17 protein-coding genes and 1 tRNA gene are annotated in these 23,028 nt (G+C 44.9%); 12 read left to right on the top strand and 6 right to left on the bottom strand.

Features of this window, described 5'->3' with window-relative positions:
• Nucleotides 1-68 precede the first annotated feature (68 nt).
• Nucleotides 69-3,500, bottom strand: coding sequence for a PAS-domain containing protein (locus R7070_RS20115; protein WP_085570088.1), 3,432 nt, complete (start codon nucleotides 3,498-3,500; stop codon nucleotides 69-71).
• 135 nt (nucleotides 3,501-3,635) lie between these two features.
• Nucleotides 3,636-4,823 carry a 3-phenylpropionate MFS transporter gene (locus tag R7070_RS20110; protein ID WP_053307400.1) on the bottom strand — a complete coding sequence of 396 codons (1,188 nt, stop codon included), beginning with the start codon at nucleotides 4,821-4,823 and terminating at the stop codon, nucleotides 3,636-3,638.
• Between the two features lie 233 nt (nucleotides 4,824-5,056).
• Between R7070_RS20110 and R7070_RS20105 the strand changes: the two genes are divergently transcribed.
• The 12 genes from R7070_RS20105 to R7070_RS20050 all read left to right on the top strand — a co-directional run bounded on the left by R7070_RS20105 (nucleotide 5,057) and on the right by R7070_RS20050 (nucleotide 17,529).
• On the top strand, nucleotides 5,057-6,883 hold the full coding sequence (locus R7070_RS20105; RefSeq protein ID WP_025768817.1) for a DUF294 nucleotidyltransferase-like domain-containing protein: 1,827 nt from the start codon (nucleotides 5,057-5,059) through the stop codon (nucleotides 6,881-6,883).
• Between the two features lie 33 nt (nucleotides 6,884-6,916).
• A complete protein-coding gene (locus tag R7070_RS20100) occupies nucleotides 6,917-7,546 on the top strand; it encodes a 3'-5' exonuclease (protein ID WP_025768818.1) in 630 nt (209 codons plus the stop codon).
• 237 nt (nucleotides 7,547-7,783) lie between these two features.
• Nucleotides 7,784-9,736, top strand: coding sequence for an acetate--CoA ligase (gene acs, locus R7070_RS20095; protein WP_005386359.1), 1,953 nt, complete (start codon nucleotides 7,784-7,786; stop codon nucleotides 9,734-9,736).
• A 303-nt stretch (nucleotides 9,737-10,039) separates the two neighbouring features.
• Complete coding sequence (aroQ, locus tag R7070_RS20090) at nucleotides 10,040-10,489, top strand: type II 3-dehydroquinate dehydratase (RefSeq protein WP_005382360.1); 450 nt, start codon at nucleotides 10,040-10,042, stop codon at nucleotides 10,487-10,489.
• A 61-nt stretch (nucleotides 10,490-10,550) separates the two neighbouring features.
• Nucleotides 10,551-11,012: an acetyl-CoA carboxylase biotin carboxyl carrier protein gene (gene accB / locus R7070_RS20085; protein ID WP_025768820.1), complete on the top strand. Its 462-nt coding sequence runs from the start codon at nucleotides 10,551-10,553 to the stop codon at nucleotides 11,010-11,012.
• Between the two features lie 14 nt (nucleotides 11,013-11,026).
• Nucleotides 11,027-12,370, top strand: a complete 1,344-nt coding sequence (accC, locus tag R7070_RS20080; RefSeq protein ID WP_005382509.1) for an acetyl-CoA carboxylase biotin carboxylase subunit — start codon at nucleotides 11,027-11,029, stop codon at nucleotides 12,368-12,370.
• A gap of 165 nt (nucleotides 12,371-12,535) precedes the next feature.
• The gene (prmA, locus tag R7070_RS20075; RefSeq protein ID WP_005382507.1) at nucleotides 12,536-13,423 is read left to right on the top strand and encodes a 50S ribosomal protein L11 methyltransferase; all 888 of its coding nucleotides are present in this window, start codon (nucleotides 12,536-12,538) and stop codon (nucleotides 13,421-13,423) included.
• A 139-nt stretch (nucleotides 13,424-13,562) separates the two neighbouring features.
• Entirely contained in the window at nucleotides 13,563-14,531 is a 969-nt protein-coding gene (gene dusB / locus R7070_RS20070) for a tRNA dihydrouridine synthase DusB (protein ID WP_005382505.1), read from the top strand.
• Between the two features lie 23 nt (nucleotides 14,532-14,554).
• Complete coding sequence (gene fis, locus R7070_RS20065) at nucleotides 14,555-14,851, top strand: DNA-binding transcriptional regulator Fis (protein ID WP_000462885.1); 297 nt, start codon at nucleotides 14,555-14,557, stop codon at nucleotides 14,849-14,851.
• Between the two features lie 249 nt (nucleotides 14,852-15,100).
• Nucleotides 15,101-15,304 carry a helix-turn-helix transcriptional regulator gene (locus R7070_RS20060; RefSeq protein ID WP_074534750.1) on the top strand — a complete coding sequence of 68 codons (204 nt, stop codon included), beginning with the start codon at nucleotides 15,101-15,103 and terminating at the stop codon, nucleotides 15,302-15,304.
• 201 nt (nucleotides 15,305-15,505) lie between these two features.
• Nucleotides 15,506-16,078, top strand: coding sequence for an inovirus-type Gp2 protein (locus tag R7070_RS20055; RefSeq protein ID WP_140064842.1), 573 nt, complete (start codon nucleotides 15,506-15,508; stop codon nucleotides 16,076-16,078).
• Between the two features lie 236 nt (nucleotides 16,079-16,314).
• Nucleotides 16,315-17,529 carry a hypothetical protein gene (locus R7070_RS20050; RefSeq protein WP_140064841.1) on the top strand — a complete coding sequence of 405 codons (1,215 nt, stop codon included), beginning with the start codon at nucleotides 16,315-16,317 and terminating at the stop codon, nucleotides 17,527-17,529.
• Between the two features lie 116 nt (nucleotides 17,530-17,645).
• On the opposite strand, the gene R7070_RS20045 is transcribed toward R7070_RS20050, so the two are convergent.
• The 4 genes from R7070_RS20045 to R7070_RS20030 form a co-directional block, all read right to left on the bottom strand.
• Complete coding sequence (locus tag R7070_RS20045) at nucleotides 17,646-18,851, bottom strand: tyrosine-type recombinase/integrase (RefSeq protein WP_140064840.1); 1,206 nt, start codon at nucleotides 18,849-18,851, stop codon at nucleotides 17,646-17,648.
• 285 nt (nucleotides 18,852-19,136) lie between these two features.
• On the bottom strand, nucleotides 19,137-20,294 hold the full coding sequence (locus R7070_RS20040) for an MFS transporter (RefSeq protein ID WP_017635555.1): 1,158 nt from the start codon (nucleotides 20,292-20,294) through the stop codon (nucleotides 19,137-19,139).
• Nucleotides 20,291-21,862: an ABC-F family ATP-binding cassette domain-containing protein gene (locus tag R7070_RS20035; protein ID WP_256900679.1), complete on the bottom strand. Its 1,572-nt coding sequence runs from the start codon at nucleotides 21,860-21,862 to the stop codon at nucleotides 20,291-20,293. The genes R7070_RS20040 and R7070_RS20035 overlap by 4 nt, the downstream gene beginning before the upstream one ends.
• Before the next feature lie 939 nt (nucleotides 21,863-22,801).
• A tRNA-Asp gene (locus R7070_RS20030) sits at nucleotides 22,802-22,878 on the bottom strand.
• Nucleotides 22,879-23,028: the final 150 nt, after the last annotated feature.

Here is a 23,028-nt window from a genome sequence, read left to right as displayed (position 1 = left end):
AAGATTACAAACATCGAGACCTCCATTCGGAGGTCTCTTTTTATAGCGATTTTTCAAACACTCCAATCCTAAGCGACTCGATTGAGCACCGAACGCAGCTTAAGCGGCTTAACTGGCTTAGCAATAAAGCTGAACCCATTTGCTTTGATGCCATCAAGCATATCATCGGTACGATCTGCACTGATGATGACGCCTTCAAAGCTGTGGCCTAATCTCAGGCGGCATTGCTGTAGCACTTCTAAACCAGTACGACCATCATCAAGTCGGTAATCGGAGAAAATTACATCCGGAATCCAACCATCCTCAAGCGCTTGTAGACTTTCAACTAAATCAATCGCAACTCGTGTATCGCAACCCCATCGGGAAAGTAAGTTTTCCATGCCGACTAGAATGTCAGGCTCATTATCGACACAAAGGATTCTCAGATGACCAAGTTCAGATTGCTTATTCATCGCCACGTGAACTGGATGAGGCTGAACATGATCAGCTTTATCTAGGGTGATGGAAAAAACACTGCCTTTTCCAACCCAAGAGCGCATCGAAATTTCATGCCCAAGTACCTGAGCAATTCCTTTCGAAATCGCCAAACCAAGTCCGAGACCTTGGTCGGAACGAACTTGAGTTCCGCGATTAAACTCTTCAAAAATCTCTTGCTGCTTCTCTTCTTCAATCCCCACTCCATTATCCCATACATCAATACGCACTCGCCCTTTCACGCGGCGAACACCGAGTGCGACTTTGCCATTCGGGTTATAACGAAACGCATTGGTCAGGAAGTTTTGCACCACACGGCGCAGCAGTTTGGGATCCGACTTAACCATGAGTGAGGACGGAATCATGGTGAACTCTATACCTTGCTGTTTGGCTAACGCACTAAACTCAGCATTCAAATTCGATAACACATCATTTAACGCAAAGCCATGCACGTTGACTTCCAACTTGCCCGATTCCAAACGCGAGATATCCAGCAAATCTCCAATTAAGTCTTCGGCAGCCTCTAAAGCACTTTCAATGTGTGCTGACAGCTTTTTGGCTTCGCTGTCTTTGGCGACTTCCGATAGTGAAGATGCGAATAGACGCGCCGCGTTGAGCGGTTGCATCAAGTCATGGCTTACTGCCGCCAAGAACCGTGATTTGGACTTCGATTCCAAATCCGAGCGCTGCGTCGCTTCCACCAGCTGCTTGTTAAGTTGTTCTAATTCTCGAGTCCGCAGACGTACCCTTTCTTCCAATGTCTCGTTGGCGTCTTTCAGTGCTTGCTCTGCATCACGGAATACGGTGATGTCGGTAAAGCTCATCACAAAGCCACCACCTGGCATTGGGTTACCTTGCACCTCTATCACGCGACCATCGGGACGAACCCGAGAAGAGGTGTGCCGAGTCCCTTGCTCAAGGTGATAAACACGGCGACGAACGTGGTCATCAGGGTCACCAGGGCCACACAACCCCTGCTCTGCATTGTGCCGAATCACATCCGCAATCGGTCGACCTACTTGAATCAGGCCTGGCGGAAATTCAAAGAGTTCTAAATAGCGTTGGTTCCACGCTACCAAGCGTAGTTGCTTATCGACGACCGCAATACCTTGTCCAATATGCTCAATCGCGCCTTGGAGTAAACCCCGACTAAAATCGTACAGTTCAGAGGCTTCATCGACGATAGTCGCCACCTCTTCAAGCTGCATGTTTCTTCCTTGCAGAGCAGAAGTAAGCACTAACTTAGCAGAAGATGCTCCAAATACCCCTGCTAGCACACGCTCCGTATGCCGAATCAGAGAAGATGGCGCTTGCTGATTCGGCATCAACTCTTCTCGTTGCTGGCTCCAGTAGGCTTGAAACGCCGCTTTAACTCGCGTTCGTCCTACAAATCTGGATGCTAGCATTTCCAGTTCTGCAACCGTAACGCGGCTCTGGTACAGACTCATATTTTCGCTTTCAGGTAACGGTGTACCAACGAATGATGCCGATTGTAAGCGCTCACTTAGGCTTGGTCGGGTAGCCATAGAAACCACAACAAAACACACTGCATTAGCGACCACACTGAGGATCATCCCCCAATCTGAAATCGCGATATCAAAGCTAGCCAATACCTCTGGTGGCGTAATCAACCAGATCAGGAAGTTATTACTGGCGTCTCCGGCAAGCATGTCTGTTTGGCTCATTAACGTAATCAACCAGGTAGCAAAACCCACCGCGAGGCCAACATACACGCCTTTCTTATTCCCTTGACGCCAATACATACCGCCAACCAGCGCAGGAGCGAATTGCGTGATAGCCGCGAACGAGAGAAAGCCGATAGCAGACAGTGAATGAATGGTGTCCAACGCTTGATAGAAACACCACGCGCCAATCAACAAAACTAAAATCAAACCACGGCGGATCCGCAGTAATAATTCAGAAAAATGGTGATGGTTACGCTGCGTCAGTCGCATGCGACGCAATAGCAATGGCATAACCAAGTCATTCGAGACCATGATCGCTAAGGCAATCGTCGATACGATAACCATGCCACTTGCCGCTGAAGTACCGCCTAGAAACGCAAGCAAGGCGATTTCACTCGCCCCGACCGACATCGGCACACTGATGACATAAGTATCAGGCGAAGCGCCACTCAAGAGACCTTGCCCTACCCACGCAATAGGTAAAACAAAAATCCCCATTAAGATCAGATAAATGGGGAACAACCAACGAGCCACATGCAAATCTTGAGCACGTTCATTTTCCACCACCATCGTATGGAATTGTCGCGGAAGGCAAACGATCGCCAGCATCGTGAGTACAGTATGAATCAATATAGTCGGGATATTTGGTGACTGATACGTCTGTGCGGCAACATCAATTAAGCTCAAATTCTCGGTGTTCATCGCCAACCAAACAATGAAGACACCAACCACTAAAAAAGCCAGCAGTTTGATAATGGATTCGAAGGCAATTGCCATCATCATCCCACGATGGTGTTCCGTGTTATCAATGTGGCGGGTACCGAATAGCATCGTAAAAATCGCCAATGCGACCACAACAAACCACGACACGCTATCGTTTTGATAACCAAAATCAGTAGCCAGCTCCGGAGCAATAATTTCAAGCCCCATAGTGATACCACGCAGCTGTAAAGCGATGTACGGCAAAATTCCCGCAACCGCTATGAGCGTAACAACCACGGCCAAACCTTGGGATTTACCGTAGCGTGCTCCGATAAAGTCAGCAATCGACGTGATGTGTTCCCGTTTAGCAATCAAAATAAGCCGAGCTAAAACGCGCCATCCGATGGTAAACACTAAAATGGGAGCAATATAGATGGGTAAGAAAGACCAAGGATTACTGCTGGCCTGCCCGACCGTGCCGTAGAAGGTCCACGATGTACAGTACACCGCAATGGAAAGGCTATAAATCCAAGGCCGCCAGCGCGCTAGCCACCTTTTCTGAATGTCGCCGTACCACGCGATGATAAATAAAGCTCCCAAATACGCTAAAGAAACGGGAACCACCAGCCATCCTTGCATCCGATATCCTTTCTTGCCTTTCTTGCTACTTTTAAAGCAAGAGAATAAAAAAACCTCTCCATGAGGGAGAGGTTTCATTTAACACTGCTTTGATAACGGAGACAAAGCTTAGTTTTTAACCTTTGTTACATAAGTCTAATTCTGTGTTTCAAGTGGCTTGTCTGATACATCAACCACCTGATGTGGGTCTTGCGAATCAAGCTTGATGAACAGAGCCAATAACCCCATCGCGGCCATGCCCCAGAACACAAGCGGTCCCCAGTGCTCATAACCCCAGCCACTCAATACGGTCATTAACGCGATAAATGCGCCCAACGGAATCGCGTTATACAACGCTTGCAACGCTACGATCTTATTTTCTTCGGAGTTTTGGATATATTGGATCGCGGCAATGTGTGCGGTAGCGAAAGTCACACCATGCAATAGTTGAACAACCACCAAAGCAATAATTGATGTTGTCGACGCCGTAATACCCCAACGCATCATTACACCAACGGCAGCAGCAATAAACAGCGCGCGTATTGACCAACCTACGAATAAGCGCTTACTCAATGCAAACACTGCCACTTCTGCGGCCACTCCTAAGCTCCACAAGTAGCCAATGACATCTTCCGAGTGACCAGCGGCCTTCCAGTGAATCGCACTAAAGCCGTAGTAAGCCGCATGACTGCCCTGAATTAGTGACACCAACACTAAGAATTTTAGTATCGGTTTGTCAGTCAAAAGAGCGGTCAGCTTTGGACGTTCTGCGCTTTGCCCACCATGCGTTACAGGCATTGGGTTAGTCGGTCGCATAGCAAACAGCAACGAGATAAACACGCCGAACATCGCAGTGTACAAGATCATATCGGAGCCAAATTCAGCCACCAGGTAGCCCACTGCCGTCGAGCCTGCGATAAAGGCGATCGAACCCCATAGCCGCGTGCGGCCATAATCGAGCATTTTCAGGCGAGCGTAGTAATTTGCCATCGCGTCCGACAACGGAATAATCGGTCCACAACAAAGATTGAACAACACTGTCGCTAGTGCCATTAACCAAAAGCTACCACCCGTAAAAAAGTGAAATCCAACAAAAAGGAGGGCAGCGAAACTCAACCAACGTAAAGCAGGCATAAGATGTTCGACTTTGTGTACTCGTGGGGTGATCACGATATTGGCAACACAACGTGTCGCAAGGCCTAACCCGACCAGCAAACCGATATCTGTCGAAGATACGCCCTGATCCTTAAACCAAAGTGACCAAAATGGCAGATACACGCCATACGCAAAGAAGAATCCGAGAAAGTACTGGGAAATCCAGCCATACGGAGAAGGTTTCAACATTACTAATATCCTAAAACGGGAACACCAACGTTCGAGCCGGGAATTATGGATCGCCATGCGTATTATAAAAAGGGAAGAATAAGAAACTTATCGTTTCCTCGATGGAATACTAACTTTGCGACATTTGGCATCTTCAAGCGAAAACATCGTAATTTAGACCAAAGTCGTCTGGCTTCCGGTAAGAAATTTGTCAGACTTAGAGAGTGTTCCTTCCATCATTATTGGGTGTTCTCATGCCTGACAAATTTAACATGCAATCTCCACCGTTCGATCGCTTAACTGAAGCACAACAAACGCGACTGCGATCGTCTCTGGACGTCGCCTACTATCGAGCTCGAGATGTTATTTTATCCTGCGGACAGAAGAACCCCCACTTACATATTCTGATCAAAGGCGCGGTAGAAGAGCGCTCCAACGATCAACAGGAAGTGTTCGCACATTATGCCAACGACGATATGTTCGATGTACGCTCGTTACTTGAAGACAAGGTACGTCATCACTACATCGCGCTTGAGGACACGCTCTCTTACCTACTGCCGAAAGAAATTTTCCTTGCCCTTTACAACGAAAATGGCCAGTTTGCAGCCTATTTCGATAACAATTTATCGAAACGGCAAGAGCTCATCGAAGCGGCCCATCAACAGCAAAACTTAGCGGAGTTTATTCTCACTAAAGTTGACCGCAGCATTTATCACCCACCGATGATCCTTGAACCAAATACACCAATTAACGAGGTAACACGTTCCTTAAAAGAAAATGGGATTGACGCTGCATTGGTTCAACTCCATGGCGATGATCCACGATTGGAAAAATGGCCATCAGCCCACCCGTACGCAATAGTGACTCGTACTAATATGCTGCATTCTGTGATGTTGGATGGTTGCGCGCTCGACACACCAGTGGGTGAGATCGCGAGCTTTCCTGTTTATCACGTTGATGATGGTGACTTTCTATTCAACGCCATGATCACAATGACCAGAAACAGAATGAAACGCCTCATGGTATGTGAAGGCAACAGAGCCGTCGGCATGCTGGATATGACCCAAATTCTTAGCGCGTTCTCAACCCACTCTCACGTGTTAACGCTCAGTATTGCTCGAGCAAGCAGCGTGGAAGAGCTCGCTTTGGCCTCAAACCGCCAACGTCAATTGGTCGAGAGCTTATTGAAAAACGGCATCCGCACTCGCTTCATCATGGAGCTGATCTCAGCCGTAAACGAGCAAATTATCGAGAAAGCGTTCGAGTTAGTAATACCACCAGCCTTGCACGACCATTGTTGCTTGATCGTACTCGGCTCTGAAGGCCGAGGAGAGCAAATTCTCAAAACCGATCAAGACAATGCCCTGATTATTCAAGATGGTCTGGAATGGCCTCATTGCGAACAAGTGATGCAATCCTTCACACACACCCTACAACAGCTCGGTTATCCACTTTGCCCTGGTAAAGTGATGGTTAACAACCCGAAATGGGTCAAAACACAGCAAGAATGGATAAGCACCCTAAACCACTGGATAGCTAAAGCCGAACCACAACAAATCATGGACTTAGCCATTTTCAGTGACGCCCATGCTGTTGCTGGGAATTGCGAGCTGCTGGCTCCAATTGCGGCGCATCTTCGTGACACAATGAAAGATCGCATGTTGATATTGTCTGACTTTACTCGCCCTGCCTTGCAGTTTTCTGTGCCCCTAACTCTGTTTGGCAACGTAAAAAGTGCTAAAGACGGATTGGACATTAAACGCGGCGGTATTTTCCCAATTGTACACGGCATTCGCACCTTGTCTTTGGAATATGCCATTGAAGAGAAGAACACGTTTGAGCGCATTGAAGCTCTGAGAAATAAGCGCATCTTAGAATCCGAAACGGCAGATAATCTCAACGAAGCACTGAAATTGTTTTTTAAACTTCGCCTTAATCAGCAACTCAAAAAGCAAGAAGCGTTGAATAACATTGATATTAAACAACTGGATAGAACTGAGCGTGATTTGCTTCGCCACAGCTTACATGTGGTGAAGAAATTTAAGCAATTTTTAGGCTTCCATTATCAAATTCGTGATTAACCCTGATTTTCATAAATCACAGAGGCGTAAGCAATGAACTGGTTACAACGCAAATACTGGTACTACAAATTGAAAGGCTCGCCTTATCAGTCGCTGTTTTGCACGCCAGATAAAACAGAATACGTCTCTCTTGACTGCGAAACCACCAGCCTTGACCCAAATCGTGCCGAGCTAGTGACTATTGCAGCCACCAAGATCATCGACAACCGCATCATCACCAGTCAACCATTTGAAGTCCGCTTACGCGCGCCACAATCGCTCGACTCTGGCTCGGTCAAGATCCATCGAATTCGCCACCAAGACTTAGTCGATGGCATCAGTGAAAAAGAGGCGCTGCTCGAGCTGCTCGACTTTATCGGCAACCGACCACTTGTGGGCTATCACATTCGTTACGATAAAAAGATCTTAGACCTTGCTTGTCTGCGGCAACTTGGCTTCCCACTTCCTAACCCACTGATCGAAGTCAGTCAGATTTACCACGATAAGTTGGAACGACATTTGCCGAATGCCTATTTCGACTTAAGTCTGGATGCCATTTGTAAACACCTCGAACTTCCTATCCAAGACAAACACGACGCCTTGCAAGACGCGATTTCTGCCGCTTTGGTCTTTGTCCGCTTAACGAAAGGCGATTTACCCAACCTAACCGCGCCGTATACATAAAAATCAGTTGACTTAGCTCCCAGAAATGCTTTTGTTTCAGCGATTTCCCGGCGCTTCCATCACTCTCATCCTAAAGTCTAATTGTGGAAATACGCGCGGTGACTGACAGTTATAAGCACAACGTCGTCATTACCACGACCAAGTTATTTAGAACCAAAAAACAGCCCTACAAAAATATATTCAAAATCTTATCTAGATTGGTGTAAGGCCGAGAAATAAGGCACAAGGAGAGAAGCCATGAGCGAAGCCCACGTTTATCCGGTAAAAGAAAATATTAAAACTCATACACACGCGGATAATGATACTTACTTAGCCATGTATCAGCAGTCGGTAACCGATCCAGAGGGCTTCTGGAACGAACACGGCAAAATCGTTGATTGGATCAAACCTTTCACCAAAGTAAAAAGCACTTCTTTCGACACTGGCCATGTTGATATTCGCTGGTTTGAAGATGGCACACTGAACGTCTCGGCTAACTGTATTGACCGTCATCTCGCAGAACACGGGGACGACGTCGCCATCATTTGGGAAGGCGATGATCCAGCCGACGACAAAACACTCACTTTCAACGAACTACACAAAGAAGTGTGTAAATTCTCCAACGCATTGAAAGAGCAAGGCGTACGCAAGGGCGACGTGGTGTGTCTATACATGCCAATGGTGCCAGAAGCTGCAGTGGCTATGCTCGCTTGTACCCGTATTGGTGCGGTTCACACCGTAGTATTTGGCGGTTTCTCACCAGAAGCGCTATCCGGCCGTATCATCGACTCTGACGCTAAAGTCGTGATCACCGCAGACGAAGGCGTACGTGGCGGACGCGCTGTTCCACTGAAAAAGAACGTGGATGAAGCACTAACCAACCCAGACGTAAAAACCATCAATAAAGTCGTCGTGCTTAAACGTACAGGTGGTGATGTTGAATGGCATGAACACCGTGATGTTTGGTGGCACGAAGCAACAGCCAACGTTTCTGACGTTTGCCCACCAGAAGAGATGAAAGCCGAAGACCCGCTGTTCATCCTCTACACATCTGGCTCGACAGGTAAACCTAAAGGCGTACTACATACTACAGGCGGTTACCTCGTCTACGCGGCAATGACCTTTAAATATGTCTTCGATTATCAACCAGGTGAAACCTTCTGGTGTACCGCGGATGTGGGCTGGATTACAGGCCATACTTACCTAATTTATGGTCCACTAGCGAACGGGGCCAAAACCATTCTGTTTGAAGGTGTTCCAAACTACCCAAGCACGGCTCGTATGAGTGAAGTGGTTGATAAGCACCAAGTGAACATTCTCTACACTGCGCCAACCGCTATTCGTGCACTAATGGCAAAAGGTAACGAAGCGGTAGCAGGGACATCTCGTTCAAGCTTACGTGTGATGGGTTCAGTAGGTGAGCCTATCAACCCTGAAGCGTGGGAGTGGTACTACAAAACGATTGGTAACGAGAGCTCGCCTATCGTTGATACTTGGTGGCAAACAGAGACCGGCGGTATCTTAATTGCACCACTACCAGGCGCAACAGACTTAAAACCAGGTTCAGCAACTCGACCATTCTTCGGAGTCCAACCTGCACTGGTTGATAACATGGGCAACATCATTGAAGAAACCGCAGCAGAAGGTAACTTGGTGATCCTTGATTCATGGCCAGGTCAGATGCGTACTGTTTATGGCGACCACGAGCGCTTTGAACAGACCTACTTCTCAACCTTCAAGGGAATGTACTTTACTAGTGATGGTGCTCGTCGTGACGAAGACGGTTACTACTGGATCACAGGCCGTGTTGATGACGTACTAAACGTGTCGGGTCACCGCATGGGTACCGCTGAAATAGAATCGGCTCTTGTCGCACATCATAAAATTGCTGAGGCCGCTATTGTGGGCATTCCGCATGATATCAAAGGCCAAGCTATCTACGCTTACATTACCTTGAACGATGGTGAATTCCCGTCAGCAGAGCTACACAAAGAAGTGAAAGATTGGGTGCGTAAAGAAATTGGTCCAATTGCAACACCAGATGTACTGCACTGGACGGATTCCTTACCGAAGACTCGTTCTGGTAAGATCATGCGTCGAATCCTGCGTAAAATTGCAACGGGTGATACCAGCAACCTCGGAGACACATCAACGCTTGCCGATCCGAGCGTTGTAGATAAACTTATCGCAGAGAAAGCAGAATTGGCATAAATTCAACCAACTGTTTTAAAAGCACTTTAAAAACCGCCATCACTCATGGCGGTTTTTTGCTTTAGTGCACAAATTGGCCACACAAAAAATATGGCAATTATGTTGTTTTTGTTAACTTGGTTACAGAAACGAGAGTGGCTATTAGGAGATTAGACCAGTAAATTGCTGCTAATTGCTATGAATTAGCTATAATCTTGGTCGATTTTTTAAAATTTGCTCGGTTTTAACAAAAAAATCGTGCTGAACTATCGTATATTTGGGAATATAAACGTTCCACTCACGATAAGGGAAGATAGCAACACAATGTCTGCAAAGTCACGGATTCTTGTTCTAAACGGACCAAATCTTAATCTATTGGGTCTGCGCGAACCGACACACTATGGTCACAGTACCTTAGCTCAAGTTGTGGATACTCTTACAGAGCAAGCCCATAACGCTGGGGTAGAACTGGAACACCTACAATCAAATCGTGAGTACGAACTGATTGAAGCCATTCACGCTGCCTATGGCAAGATTGACTTCATCATCATCAATCCAGCGGCTTTCACTCATACTAGTGTGGCGCTGCGAGATGCATTACTTGGCGTCGCCATCCCATTTATTGAGGTGCACTTATCAAATGTGCACGCACGTGAACCATTCCGTCATCACTCTTATCTGTCAGATAAAGCAGAGGGTGTGATTTGCGGTTTAGGCGCACAAGGTTATGAATTTGCTCTGTCTGCAGCGATCAATAAGCTACAGGCAAAGTAACCCTAACACTCTGCAACCCTACGAGGGTTGTCTTAATCACAAGATAAAAGAGAAAGAAAAGATGGATATTCGTAAAATCAAGAAGCTAATTGAGTTAGTTGAAGAGTCTGGCATTGCTGAGCTAGAGATCTCTGAAGGTGAAGAGTCAGTGCGCATCAGCCGTCATGGCACTGCAGCCCCTCAAGCACCAATTCACTACGCAGCAGCTCCAGCAGCGGCACCTGCTCCAGTAGCAGCGGCACCAGTAGCGGAAGCACCAGCAGCAGAAGCTCCAGCAGCAACACCTGTAGGTCACCAAGTTCTTTCTCCAATGGTTGGTACTTTCTACCGCTCTCCAAGCCCAGACTCTAAAGCATTCGTAGAAGTGGGTCAGAAAGTAAATGCTGGCGATACTCTATGTATTGTTGAAGCAATGAAAATGATGAACCAAATCGAAGCGGACAAATCTGGCGTTGTTACAGCAATCCTAGCTGAAGACGGCCAACCAGTTGAATTCGACCAACCTCTTGTTGTAATCGAATAAGCGGGGCTTGCCTTATGCTAGACAAAGTAGTCATCGCGAACCGAGGTGAAATTGCACTTCGTATTCTTCGCGCTTGTAAAGAATTAGGTATTAAGACCGTCGCTGTTCACTCAACAGCGGACCGCGATCTTAAGCACGTACTACTCGCAGACGAAACCGTATGTATCGGCCCTGCTCGTGGTATCGACAGCTACCTAAACATTCCACGCATCATTTCTGCAGCAGAAGTGACTGGTGCTGTGGCTATCCACCCAGGTTACGGCTTCCTGTCTGAGAACGCAGACTTCGCAGAGCAAGTTGAGCGCAGTGGTTTCATCTTCGTTGGTCCAAAGGCAGACACTATCCGCCTAATGGGCGATAAAGTATCTGCTATCAATGCAATGAAGAAAGCAGGCGTTCCTTGTGTACCGGGTTCTGACGGCCCTCTAGACAATGACGAAGAGAAAAACAAAGCATTTGCTAAGCGCATTGGTTACCCAGTAATCATCAAAGCATCTGGCGGCGGCGGCGGTCGTGGTATGCGTGTTGTTCGCGCAGAGAAAGACCTTATCCAAGCCATTGCAATGACACGTGCTGAAGCAAAAGCGGCGTTCAACAATGACATGGTTTACATGGAGAAATTCCTAGAAAACCCTCGTCACGTTGAAGTTCAGGTTATTGCTGACGGTCAAGGCGGCGCAATCCACCTTGGTGAGCGTGACTGTTCAATGCAACGTCGTCACCAAAAAGTAGTGGAAGAAGCTCCAGCACCTGGTATCACCGAAGAAATGCGTAAGTACATCGGTGAACGCTGTACTCGTGCATGTATCGAGATCGGTTACCGCGGCGCAGGTACGTTTGAATTCCTATACGAGAACGGTGAGTTCTACTTCATCGAAATGAACACTCGTATTCAGGTAGAGCACCCAGTAACAGAGATGGTTACTGGCATCGACCTAATCAAAGAACAGCTTCGTGTTGCAGCGGGTCAGCCTCTGTCATTCACTCAAGATGATATTAAGATCCGTGGCCATGCGATTGAGTGTCGTATCAACGCAGAAGACCCTGAGCGCTTCCTACCATCTCCGGGTAAGATCGAGCGTTTCCACGCTCCTGGCGGTATGGGTGTACGTTGGGAATCTCATATCTACACAGGCTACACAGTACCACCTCATTACGATTCAATGATTGGTAAACTGATCACTTACGGTGAGAACCGTGATGTAGCGATTGCACGTATGAAAAACGCACTGGGTGAGATGATCATCGAAGGCATCAAAACTAACGTGCCACTGCAATTCTCCATTATGAATGACGAAAACTTCCAACACGGTGGTGCAAACATCCACTACCTAGAGAAGAAGCTTGGCTTACAATAAGCCTAAGCAAACGTCTTAAAAAATGCCCACTCCCGTGGGCATTTTTGTTTTATATGTACGCAAAGGGCTCAACATATAAATCGGCTTATTTGGGTATATACTCAAACAAATCGTAGAGTTCTGGTAAACTCTGCGCCACTTCATTCACTTTAAGAGCAAAAACCAATGCCTTGGATTCAAATCAAACTCAACGCGACCAATGAAAACGCTGAGCAAATCGGCGATATGCTAATGGAAGAGACTGGCGCGCTGTCTGTTACATTCTTAGACGCGCAGGATACACCTGTATTCGAACCTCTACCTGGCGAAACTCGCTTATGGGGCGATACTGATATTCTGGCACTGTATGATGCAGAAGCAGACACTAACTTCATCATCGACCAAATTAAAGCGAGCAATATGCTGGCTGACAATTTTGCTTACAAAGTAGAACAGCTTGAAGATAAAGACTGGGAACGCGAATGGATGGAAAACTTCCACCCAATGAAATTTGGTGAACGCCTATGGATTTGCCCAAGCTGGCGCGACATTCCAGATCCTGACGCTGTTAATGTTATGTTGGATCCAGGCCTTGCATTCGGTACGGGTACTCACCCTACAACAGCACTTTGTCTTGAGTGGCTAGAAAGCATGGACTTAAGCGGTAAGACCGTTATCGACTTCGGTTGTGGCTCAGGTATTCTTGCGATCGCAGCGATCAAACTGGGCGCTGAAAAAGTGATAGGGATCGACATTGATCCTCAAGCCCTGCTTGCTTCAAAAGACAATGCTGAGCGTAATGGCGTTGCAGACAAACTAGAAGTTTACTTACCGCAAAATCAACCAGAAGGTCTCGTCGCTGACGTCGTTGTGGCCAACATCCTTGCGGGACCTTTACGTGAACTTGCACCTATCATCAAAGGACTAGTTAAGCCAAATGGCGACCTCGCTATGTCCGGCGTATTAGACACTCAAGCTGAAGATGTTGCGAACTATTACCGTGACGAGCTTCACATTGACCCGATTGTTGAGCAAAGTGAATGGTGTCGCATCTCTGGTCGTAAGCAAGGCTAGACAAGGTTTTCAGAGCTAATTGTTTGAAATTCATACAATTTACAAAAACAATTTGTAAATGCTCAAATATTAGTCTTTTCACGCAGTGAAAAAATGCGTAAAATGCGCGCCCTTGCTGGTACAGAACTGTGATGACGTTTTGAAAATCGGAAACTATCAACTTAAGAACAATCTAATCGTAGCCCCTATGGCTGGTGTAACGGATAGACCGTTTCGCGAGTTGTGTCTTCGCTATGGTGCGGGAATGGCCGTCAGTGAAATGATGTCTGCTAACCCAAAACTATGGGGAACGTCAAAGTCGAAACAGCGCATGGTACACGAGGGCGAATCGGGCATTCGCTCTGTACAGATTGCGGGTTCCGATCCACAGCTTATGGCGGACGCAGCTCAATTCAGTGTTGAGAACGGTGCACAAATCATCGACATCAACATGGGCTGCCCGGCAAAAAAAGTGAATAAGAAGCTAGCGGGCTCTGCTCTGCTTCAATACCCAAACATTATCGAAGAGATTTTGAAAGCGGTCGTGAATGCAGTGGACGTTCCTGTAACGTTAAAGACTCGAACTGGCTGGGATACAGACAACAAGAACTGTGTCCAGATCGCTAAATTAGCCGAAAACTGCGGCATACAAGCTCTTGCTCTGCATGGCAGAACGAAAGCATGTATGTACAAAGGTGAGGCCGAATATGACAGCATTAAAGCGGTAAAAGAGGCGATTTCAATTCCGGTTATCGCGAACGGTGATATCGATAGCCCGGAGAAAGCCAAATTTGTACTGGAGTACACCGGTGCGGACGCTTTAATGATTGGACGCCCTGCCCAGGGTCGTCCTTGGATTTTCCAGGAAATCCATCACTATTTGGAAAACGGCACCACAATGGAGGAACTTCCAACTGAGGAAGTGAAAACCATTATGCTTGGTCATGTAAATGCTCTGCATGAGTTTTATGGGGAGTTCTTAGGTCCACGTATCGCGCGCAAGCACGTTGGGTGGTACCTGAAAGAGCATGAACAGGCAAGTGAGTTTCGCCGTACCTTCAACGCTATCGACGCAGCTCCGCTGCAAATTGAGGCGTTAGAAGGTTATTTTGATAACGTTGCATCATAATTAAGAGAAGAGCTAGACCGAATATGTTCGAACAAAATCTGACTTCAGAAGCATTAACAGTAACTACAGTAACGTCACAAGACCAGATTACTCAGAAGCCTTTACGTGACTCTGTTAAAGCGTCTCTTAAAAACTACCTTGCTCAACTAAACGGCCAGGAAGTAACAGAACTATACGAATTAGTTCTAGCTGAAGTTGAACAGCCACTACTAGATACTATCATGCAGTACACTCGCGGTAACCAAACTCGCGCAGCAACTATGATGGGTATCAACCGCGGTACTCTTCGCAAGAAACTTAAGAAATACGGCATGAACTAATCAAACTTCATATCTTATTGATATTAAAGCCAATGTTCGCAATGAATGTTGGCTTTTCTCTTTTAAAACCCACAAAAAAACCCAACTAAGTCAAACCACTTTCGTATAGCTTTTACTAAATCTAATCTCCTGCACAGCTATATGCTTAAAGTTTTCTCATGTGAGCTTTACTAAGATTAAATGAGAACTTCGCCAAACAATTCTCAATGGCAACGTATAGATCCTCAACACACACAAAGAGGAAAATATATGCACACCTTAGTAAACAAACCATTTGATAGATTACTAACCGTCAAAGAAGTATCAGCAATCATGGGACGCTCCCCTAAGACGCTCTGGCGCTGGTGGAAAGTAGAAAAACGATTCCCTGTACCAATCAAGTCAAGAAATCGTGCTCTAGGCTGGAGAGAGAGCCAGATAGAGCACTTCTTGAGCCAACATAGCAGTGATTAACCGCAGGTTGCTGTTGCTGAAATTATGTCCGAAATTGAGAACATTAAGCTAGTTTTATCAATGACAAGTTAGTCATCAAAGCCTGAAAGCACATAACATTAAACCGAAATAGGTGTGGGGTATTTATTAATATCCCTACCTTATCCCTACCTTGCTTTTCACTTCCATTGGTGTAGAAGCAATCAAGAAACGTCAGCAGCCATGAGCCAATATACAAATAATCCTTATATTTTAATCGATGGTATGCATTGGGAAGTAAACGTGGGAGCTAAGTGCCAATATTTTATAAACCAAACTCGATTAAAGGCTATGATCCACCAGCTAAACCTCATGCAAGAAGCCTATGCTCGAGTTATCTGTATTTCATTTCAACTACATCTACCTGAAGGGGCGTATTCTGATGATAACAAATGTATCAGTAAATTCCTCAGCACTAGCAAAACCTTACTAAAACGCACCTATCAACTAAAAAAACATGGCTATTGTTGGGCGAGAGAAAGAGGTTCATCGAATCAACAGCATTACCATGTATGGTTCTTTTTGGAAGGGCGAAAAGTTCAATCCTCACACAAAGTAGCTTCCATACTAAAAAGTCATTGGAAAGCAATAAGTAATGGCAGATTAAGCCTTCCTAAAAACCCTTACTATAGATTGCATAGAAAAGATCTTTTACTTAAAAGAGCCGTCATATATAGACTATCTTACTTAGCTAAGGAGCAATCTAAAGAGTCTCAATATCAATTGAAAAAATACGGCTGCAGTAGACTACGCTAGCCTTTTTATCATATGTCAGTAGATCGGCTTTTGCATGTAATTACTAAACCATTAAACCTCAAAAAGCACTATATGGGGGTACTCTAACAAAAAAGCCCCCCTAGGGGGGTAAGGCGCGATGCGCTTTAGTCTGAGCCTAGATTATAAGACCAATATTGCTCTTCATGCTGCGTTTGAGCTTGAATAGCCAACTCTGAACTGTATGATCAAAAAACAACTGACCTATTGAGAAACATATGTATATACCTTCATCATTTTTGTTCGATATGATCCGTTCGGAGCAAATAGGTATATTTTGTGAATCGAACACCCAAGGAGACAAAGCGATTGTCGCTAAGCTTCCTACATCGACTATCAAAGCAATTGCTTTGGGGGTCAAAGTGGAATTTTACGTATTCACAACCTCGAAAGCTCCGCACTATTTAGCCCTTTGTATGAAAATCTATGACAATCAAAGTTCTCCTATGCACGCGGTGCTTGCTCAAAGGTGGCAAAATCCCAATAACTTGCTTGATTTCTCCTTTTTTAACTCAGATTTAGACTTAACTCTATTTGATGAAACCGATGCTGCAGTGCAGGAGGGAAAAATAAGAATTAAAACCAATTTCAAAAACAAACGCATTAGTAATGTTCTGCAAAATACACCTTTTACTTCATCTAACGATTATATTGCAGTTAACAATTTTACAGATTCTGTCTGTGCAGATTTAGGCTTGGGTTTTGATGCACATCCGCAGCATCCAATATTGAGCTTCAAGTTTTCAGTAAAAATTACGGGCATACACTCTGTCAAAGCCATCCATGTGAATGAACAAGCATCTACCCACTATAATGTTATGGAAGATATTGATGGTACGCGCCAAGAGCGTCAGGTTTATCAATCTCTTTGTTTGATGAGTAACTCTGCAACAGCCATATCCCCTCTAGTAACAATAGGTAAGAAAGAGCGAGAACTAACTGATATTTTAACTATCACTCAGAATCACCAATTGATCGCTATTGAATCGAAATGCCTTCAAGTAGACAAAGACGCAGCAAACAAAGACCAAGAACGGACAGCAGCAAGTATTATCAAGCACTGTAAAAAAGCTCTTGGTCAGCTAGAAGGAGCATTCAAAACAGTTCAGAAAGGCGAAAGAGTTTATGATGATCATGGTAAAGCACTATTGAGCGACGATGAGTATTCATTTTATGGAGTTGTGTTGATCGATGAATACCGACCATCGAAGGACTGGGATGAAGTAATTAGCTTAATGCTATCTTTAAGCAACACTCATAAGATTTGCCTAAACATAGTCAGTATCTCTGAGTTGATTTATACCATGAAATTGTGTAACTCGAACACAAGCCTGTTTGTAGAAGCTCTTGAGAATCGACATAGAGTTTGCAAAGAAACTAACAGTATAGATATCCACTTTATAAACTCCTCACTACCTACAATGGTCGATTAAGCTGAGATTTGCTCCTTTACTAAAAAGTGCCTGAGCGGCACTTTTATCGGCACTAGGAAAAATGTCCCCCGTCATAAATAAAACATGCTTTGAAAAATGGTCATATTGCACATCTTTTAACCTGTTAAATTTAGTACATTCATCGGGATATCAAGCTGAGTAAGTTTTCGAACCCAGCGCTCTAAAGCCCTTCTCTTTTTCTCTAGGTGCTGAGAACGATTGTAGATCCCCATCGTTCCTCCTAAAGCATGACCTAACATTTGCTCTACGATATAGGGTTCTACCCCCAAGTCATTTAGCATTGTCGCGAAAGTCCTGCGAATATCATGGAGAGTCCAACTGCGTTCATGATTTAGCTTTTTCCAAAGCTTGCCCCCGAAACTAGAAACAGCTTCGGGATGCTTTATGTCTCCCAGAAGGTAATCATTAGAACCACTATCTATTAGTAATTTAATGTAGCCAGCTATCTGTTCAGGGATTGGGCGCTGAATGACGTTGCCTGTTTTGCTTTTATGCTTGGGAACTGTCCAAATTAAATTTTCCAAATCCCACTCATCAACCGTAGATAATCTAATTTCCTGCGTCCTACATCCAAAAAGAATCAGTAGGTAAAACAGGTGTCTGTAATAAGGAGGATTATTTTCGTTAGAGGTCCACTTCCATACATCATGAAGTTCTTCCCACTCTAAAACTCTATCTCGCTTCTCTTGCTTCTCACCTACATCTACCACGTTTAGATCATCGAGTGCGTGAGATACGGCAAAGTGCCTTACTCGACAGAATTTCAATGCTTGCTTGGCATTCTGAAGGATATAGCCTGATGCTTTGGGGGCGGCACGATGATAAGTACCATTAGTAATCGCATCAAAAACTTCAACCCAGTGCCTTGTCTCACATAGCTCTAATGGCAAGTGTCCTATTAATGGGTATACGTGCCTTTCAAATTGCGATCGGTGCTTATGGTAATTCTTACGACGCTTTTCTGCATAGTTCACCAACCAATACTCCAGAGCACCTTTGACTGTTACAACATCAATAGATTTTCGTTTTTCTAAATCTTTGTGCAACTTAGGGTCTGTCCCCTTGGCAAGAATCTCATTGTACTTCCTAACCTTAGAGCGCGCTTCCAGTAGGCTCAAATTAGGATATTTCCCTAAAGCCAAATCTCTCGGTTTTCCGTTATAGCGATAACGGTACACAAAAGACAAGACACCAGTTTTACGATGATAAACATACAAACCATCACGATCTGACAACTTAATCGGTGACCTCGTATGCTCCTTTCCAAGCATGGATTTGAGTTTTGAATCAGTTATAGCCATATCAAAATCGTATCGAAATAATTTACTAAACTATACACACACCAAACAAAACCCACAATACAACCCAAAAATCTTTGAGAAAAACCAACACCAATTGAGAGCAACCAAGAAAAATTAGAACAAAAACAACCAAAAAACAATCATTTAAAAACAAAATGAGAAAGAAAAAGATTGAATGAGATATAAAGATTGATAATACGGCATGAACTAAGACCGTTTTTCAAAAAGTATTTGGAACAAGCCGTTACCTTTTTAGGTAACGGCTTTTCTTTATCTACTAAAACACTACGAATAACGCTCACTTTGTTCAGTATTACCAACTGGCTTTAAGATAACTACTGCTGAGCCAAACAATAGCAAAGCCACGAAAGCGACCCATTCATTGCCTACAGAATACGCGAAGCCCGCCAAGGCAGACCAAATCGCGACACCAAAGTGCATCATACTCATTCCAAAAGACATTAACACACCTCGATATTCATCAGATAAGCTTGCGATATGTGCTTGTAATGCCGGAGAACCAACCCCTCCAGCAAGAGACCAGAGCACTAGAGCTGGAAGATAAGCGGTAACCGTACTCATCTCACTTGAGAACACCCATGCACTGCAAGGTATGCACACCATTAAAGCCACTCGCATAACAGCTCGAGAGCTACCAAGCCAACGGCAAGCTCTCCCCACGCACATATTTCCAACCACACTCACGATCCCTAGAGCAGCATAAATAGCACCCACCCAACCGAGCGCCAACTCGCTGGTATCTCGAATATGAAGGCCTATCAGGTTAAATACACCAATACCTCCCCCTAGGCCTAAACACATCGCTAGAATCGCCCTCAACGCGCATGGAAGATGAATGACGTCTGTGATAGGTGGCAGAGTATCTGACTTCTTGGACTCATTATGCTTGTTGTTCATGGACACTACGCTCATGGCACCGACAAAGAGAGCCGCCACGCCCAAAATAATAAAAGCGGCACGCCATGATAAAAGCTGGGTCAACAATGCTCCGATCGCCGGGCTAGTTATCATACCTAGCGTTAATCCCGCCTGAACCATCACAATTTGACGCATCGCTCTATTACCCTTCGCGTCTCCCGCTAACGCGAATGCAATTGGTAACATGCCTGCACTTGCAATACCAGTGATCACTCGAGTTGCAATAGCAAGTTCAAAATCATGAACTATGCCCGTCGTAATAGACGCAACCCCAAATACAAAGCAAGCAGGCACCATGATACGAATACGCCCAACTCGGTCTGATAAACGGCCCAAGTAAGGAGCGCAAATTGCTATGGCTAAACTATATGCCGTAATAAATAAGGTAACCTGACTCGGTTGAACACTTAAATCATTTCCGATGGGTTCAAGAATAGATCCAAGCATCAACTCATCAGCACCAACAAGAAAAGCAACGAGAAATAGGATCATGGACTGCATCATAGCTCCACCTCCTGTTCTGTTTTCGATTCAGCACAAGTGAGCAACGAAATATCTAAAACTCTATCAGGCCAAGATTGCAAAAATGCCTTCTCATGAGATACCACAATCACGCTACCGGAAAAGCGCTGGAGAGCCTCTTTAAGCGCATTTTTGCTGCTGCTATCCAAATGTGTTGTTGGTTCGTCCAACAGCAAAACATTGCATTTCTGAACCGATAAACAACACAGTTTCACCCGAGTTTGCTCACCACCGCTCAATGTATCTAAGTGGCGCTGCGTCTTATCCCCCGTGATCCCAAAGCGAGCTAATAGCTTGCGTGACTCTTTGCTTGAGATTGTTGGCGCACAAGAGCACAGCTCCTGTTCAGGCGTGTTCTGAGGATGGCGCCAAGACAAATCTTGAGAAAAATAACCAATCATTGCACCTTTTGCCAATACCACCTCACCAGAGAGTGGCTCGATCTTCCCCATCAGGGTTTTAAGTAAGGTCGACTTACCCACGCCGTTAAAGCCAGCAACAACCAACTTTTCCCCGCGCGCTAACGTGATATCAAATACTGGAAGCAGAGGCTGCTGATAACCGATCATCAACGCTTTTGCCTCAACCACATTCGGTTGCTCAATGGGCTGGTAAGCAAAGTCAAACGTCGATACTTTCTCTACATGATTCAGTTGAATACGTTCGATTCTATCCAGTCTCTTCTTACGCCCTTTAGCAAGACTGGCGTTAACTCCTGCACCATTTTGGGCAACAAATTTCTCTAACTTTCGAATTTCACTTTGCTGAGCCTTATATTGCTTTTCTAATAAAGCACCGTCGTGCTGCTTTTGCTGCATTGCTTTGACATAAGTACCGCTGTATTTTCGAACCGTTTGATAATCAATATCACAAACACTGGTCGCTACTTGATTAAGGAAATCAATATCATGAGAAACCAGTAAAACGGTGCCAATGTAATCATTGAGAAACGCGACTAGCCATTCAATGTGCGAAGCATCAAGATAGTTTGTCGGCTCATCAAGAATTAACACATCGGGGTTGCGAAGTAACAACTTGCCTAAAAGGACTTTGTGTCTTTGACCACCACTTAGCGAGACAAGCGGTGTATCTAAGCCAAATTGATAAATACCAAGACCTACAGCAACTCGTTCAATTTTGGTATTAATTGCATAGAAGTCTTCATCTTCTAAATATGCCTGTAGCCGAGCGACTTGGCTTAAAAGAGATGTAGAGTGAGACTCGGTCATCGCCTGATACAAAGTCCAAAGCTTCTGCTCGGCAGCGTATAAGTTCTCAAAAGCACTCTTTAAGCATTCATAAACCGTCAGCGCATTATCCATCTTAAAATGTTGCTCTAAATACCCCACCTCAAGGTTTGGTAACCAGTCAATGCAGCCCTTATCTGCAGATAATTCACCAATAAGCAATTTTAATAAGGTGCTTTTTCCAACGCCATTCGCTCCAGTGATACCTATTTTCTCTCCCACGTTAATACGAAAGGTCACGTTGTTGTATAATGTCTTATCGGCTATCTGATAAGACAAATTTTTAACTTGTAAAATACTCATGTTTTCAACCAAATAAAAAAGGGCCGGTGATCAATACCGGCCCTTATTTCAATACTGGGTAATGCTTTGTAGCTGCTTAACAGATACAAAAAGGCCGATGATGAAATATCACCGGCCATCTCTTCTCTTTTATCAGGTGTAGAGACGCCTGCGTATAACTTCAGCGAAGCTACCCACACATAAAACACCTGATGAAGATTAATTTAAGACTCCGAGCAACACTTCATCGCGTTTTTTGCACGGAGTTCAGCCTTCTTACAAAGCTTTTAAACAAGAGATATAACATGATTTACTGTCGAAAAACACTCGATGTGAAGCGTACACCTTTAGAATAAAAAGTACCAGATAATTATTAAAACTATCGTGACTTACACGAAGGTCCACTGAAAGAAGACTTTTCCTCAGTCAATGTGCTAGGTGAACGACTTACTCAGCAAACACAACTATGAGAGCACCTATACCGCTCACGTTATACGAATGTAGTGGTGGCTTTGTAGGTTGGAGAGGGTTAGAGGGAAGAAGTAGCGAATACACTTTAAGACACTAGCTTAAATAGATCGACAAAACAAAATCCATGTTTGGAAAGTTTTAAATGCGCTGAGTTTATATTAATAAGCGCCTATGGCTAAATCAAAACATCTAAAGCAGAGAAATCTCCCCCGAAAATAACATAACCTAGTGAATAAATTTTCCAGGTAATAATAAAGGAAGCTTTGGTAAGTAAGCATAAGGGCTGAGAACTAGCGCTCGATACTAGGACCCGGTTCAGTAGAAACCACACAAAACTGAGTTCCACTTCACTCATAACAGGGCTTAGAAAGCATCGCCAGAGGGAAGCCTGCCTCTAGATGCAAGGTTTCAATATGAAAGTGGGTTTAAGGTAAGTCAGGTAACCAAAACGAAAAAAGCCCCAGTCTTTCGACTGAGGCTTAATATAAGTGGCGGAGTGGACGGGACTCGAACCCGCGACCCCCGGCGTGACAGGCCGGTATTCTAACCAACTGAACTACCACTCCGCAGTGGTATCACTCGCTTTAATAAGCAAGCGTCCGCTTTTGTCTTCACTTTTCGAAAAAGTGAAAATAAAACTAAAGCCTGGCGATGTCCTACTCTCACATGGGGAAGCCCCACACTACCATCGGCGCTATTTCGTTTCACTTCTGAGT

It is taken from the genome of Vibrio sp. 1557, assembly GCF_033340175.1.
Taxonomy (GTDB): Bacteria; Pseudomonadota; Gammaproteobacteria; order Enterobacterales; family Vibrionaceae; genus Vibrio; species Vibrio alginolyticus.
The sequence above is the reverse complement of the archived record's forward strand: the minus strand, read 5'-3'. Positions and strand labels throughout refer to the sequence as shown.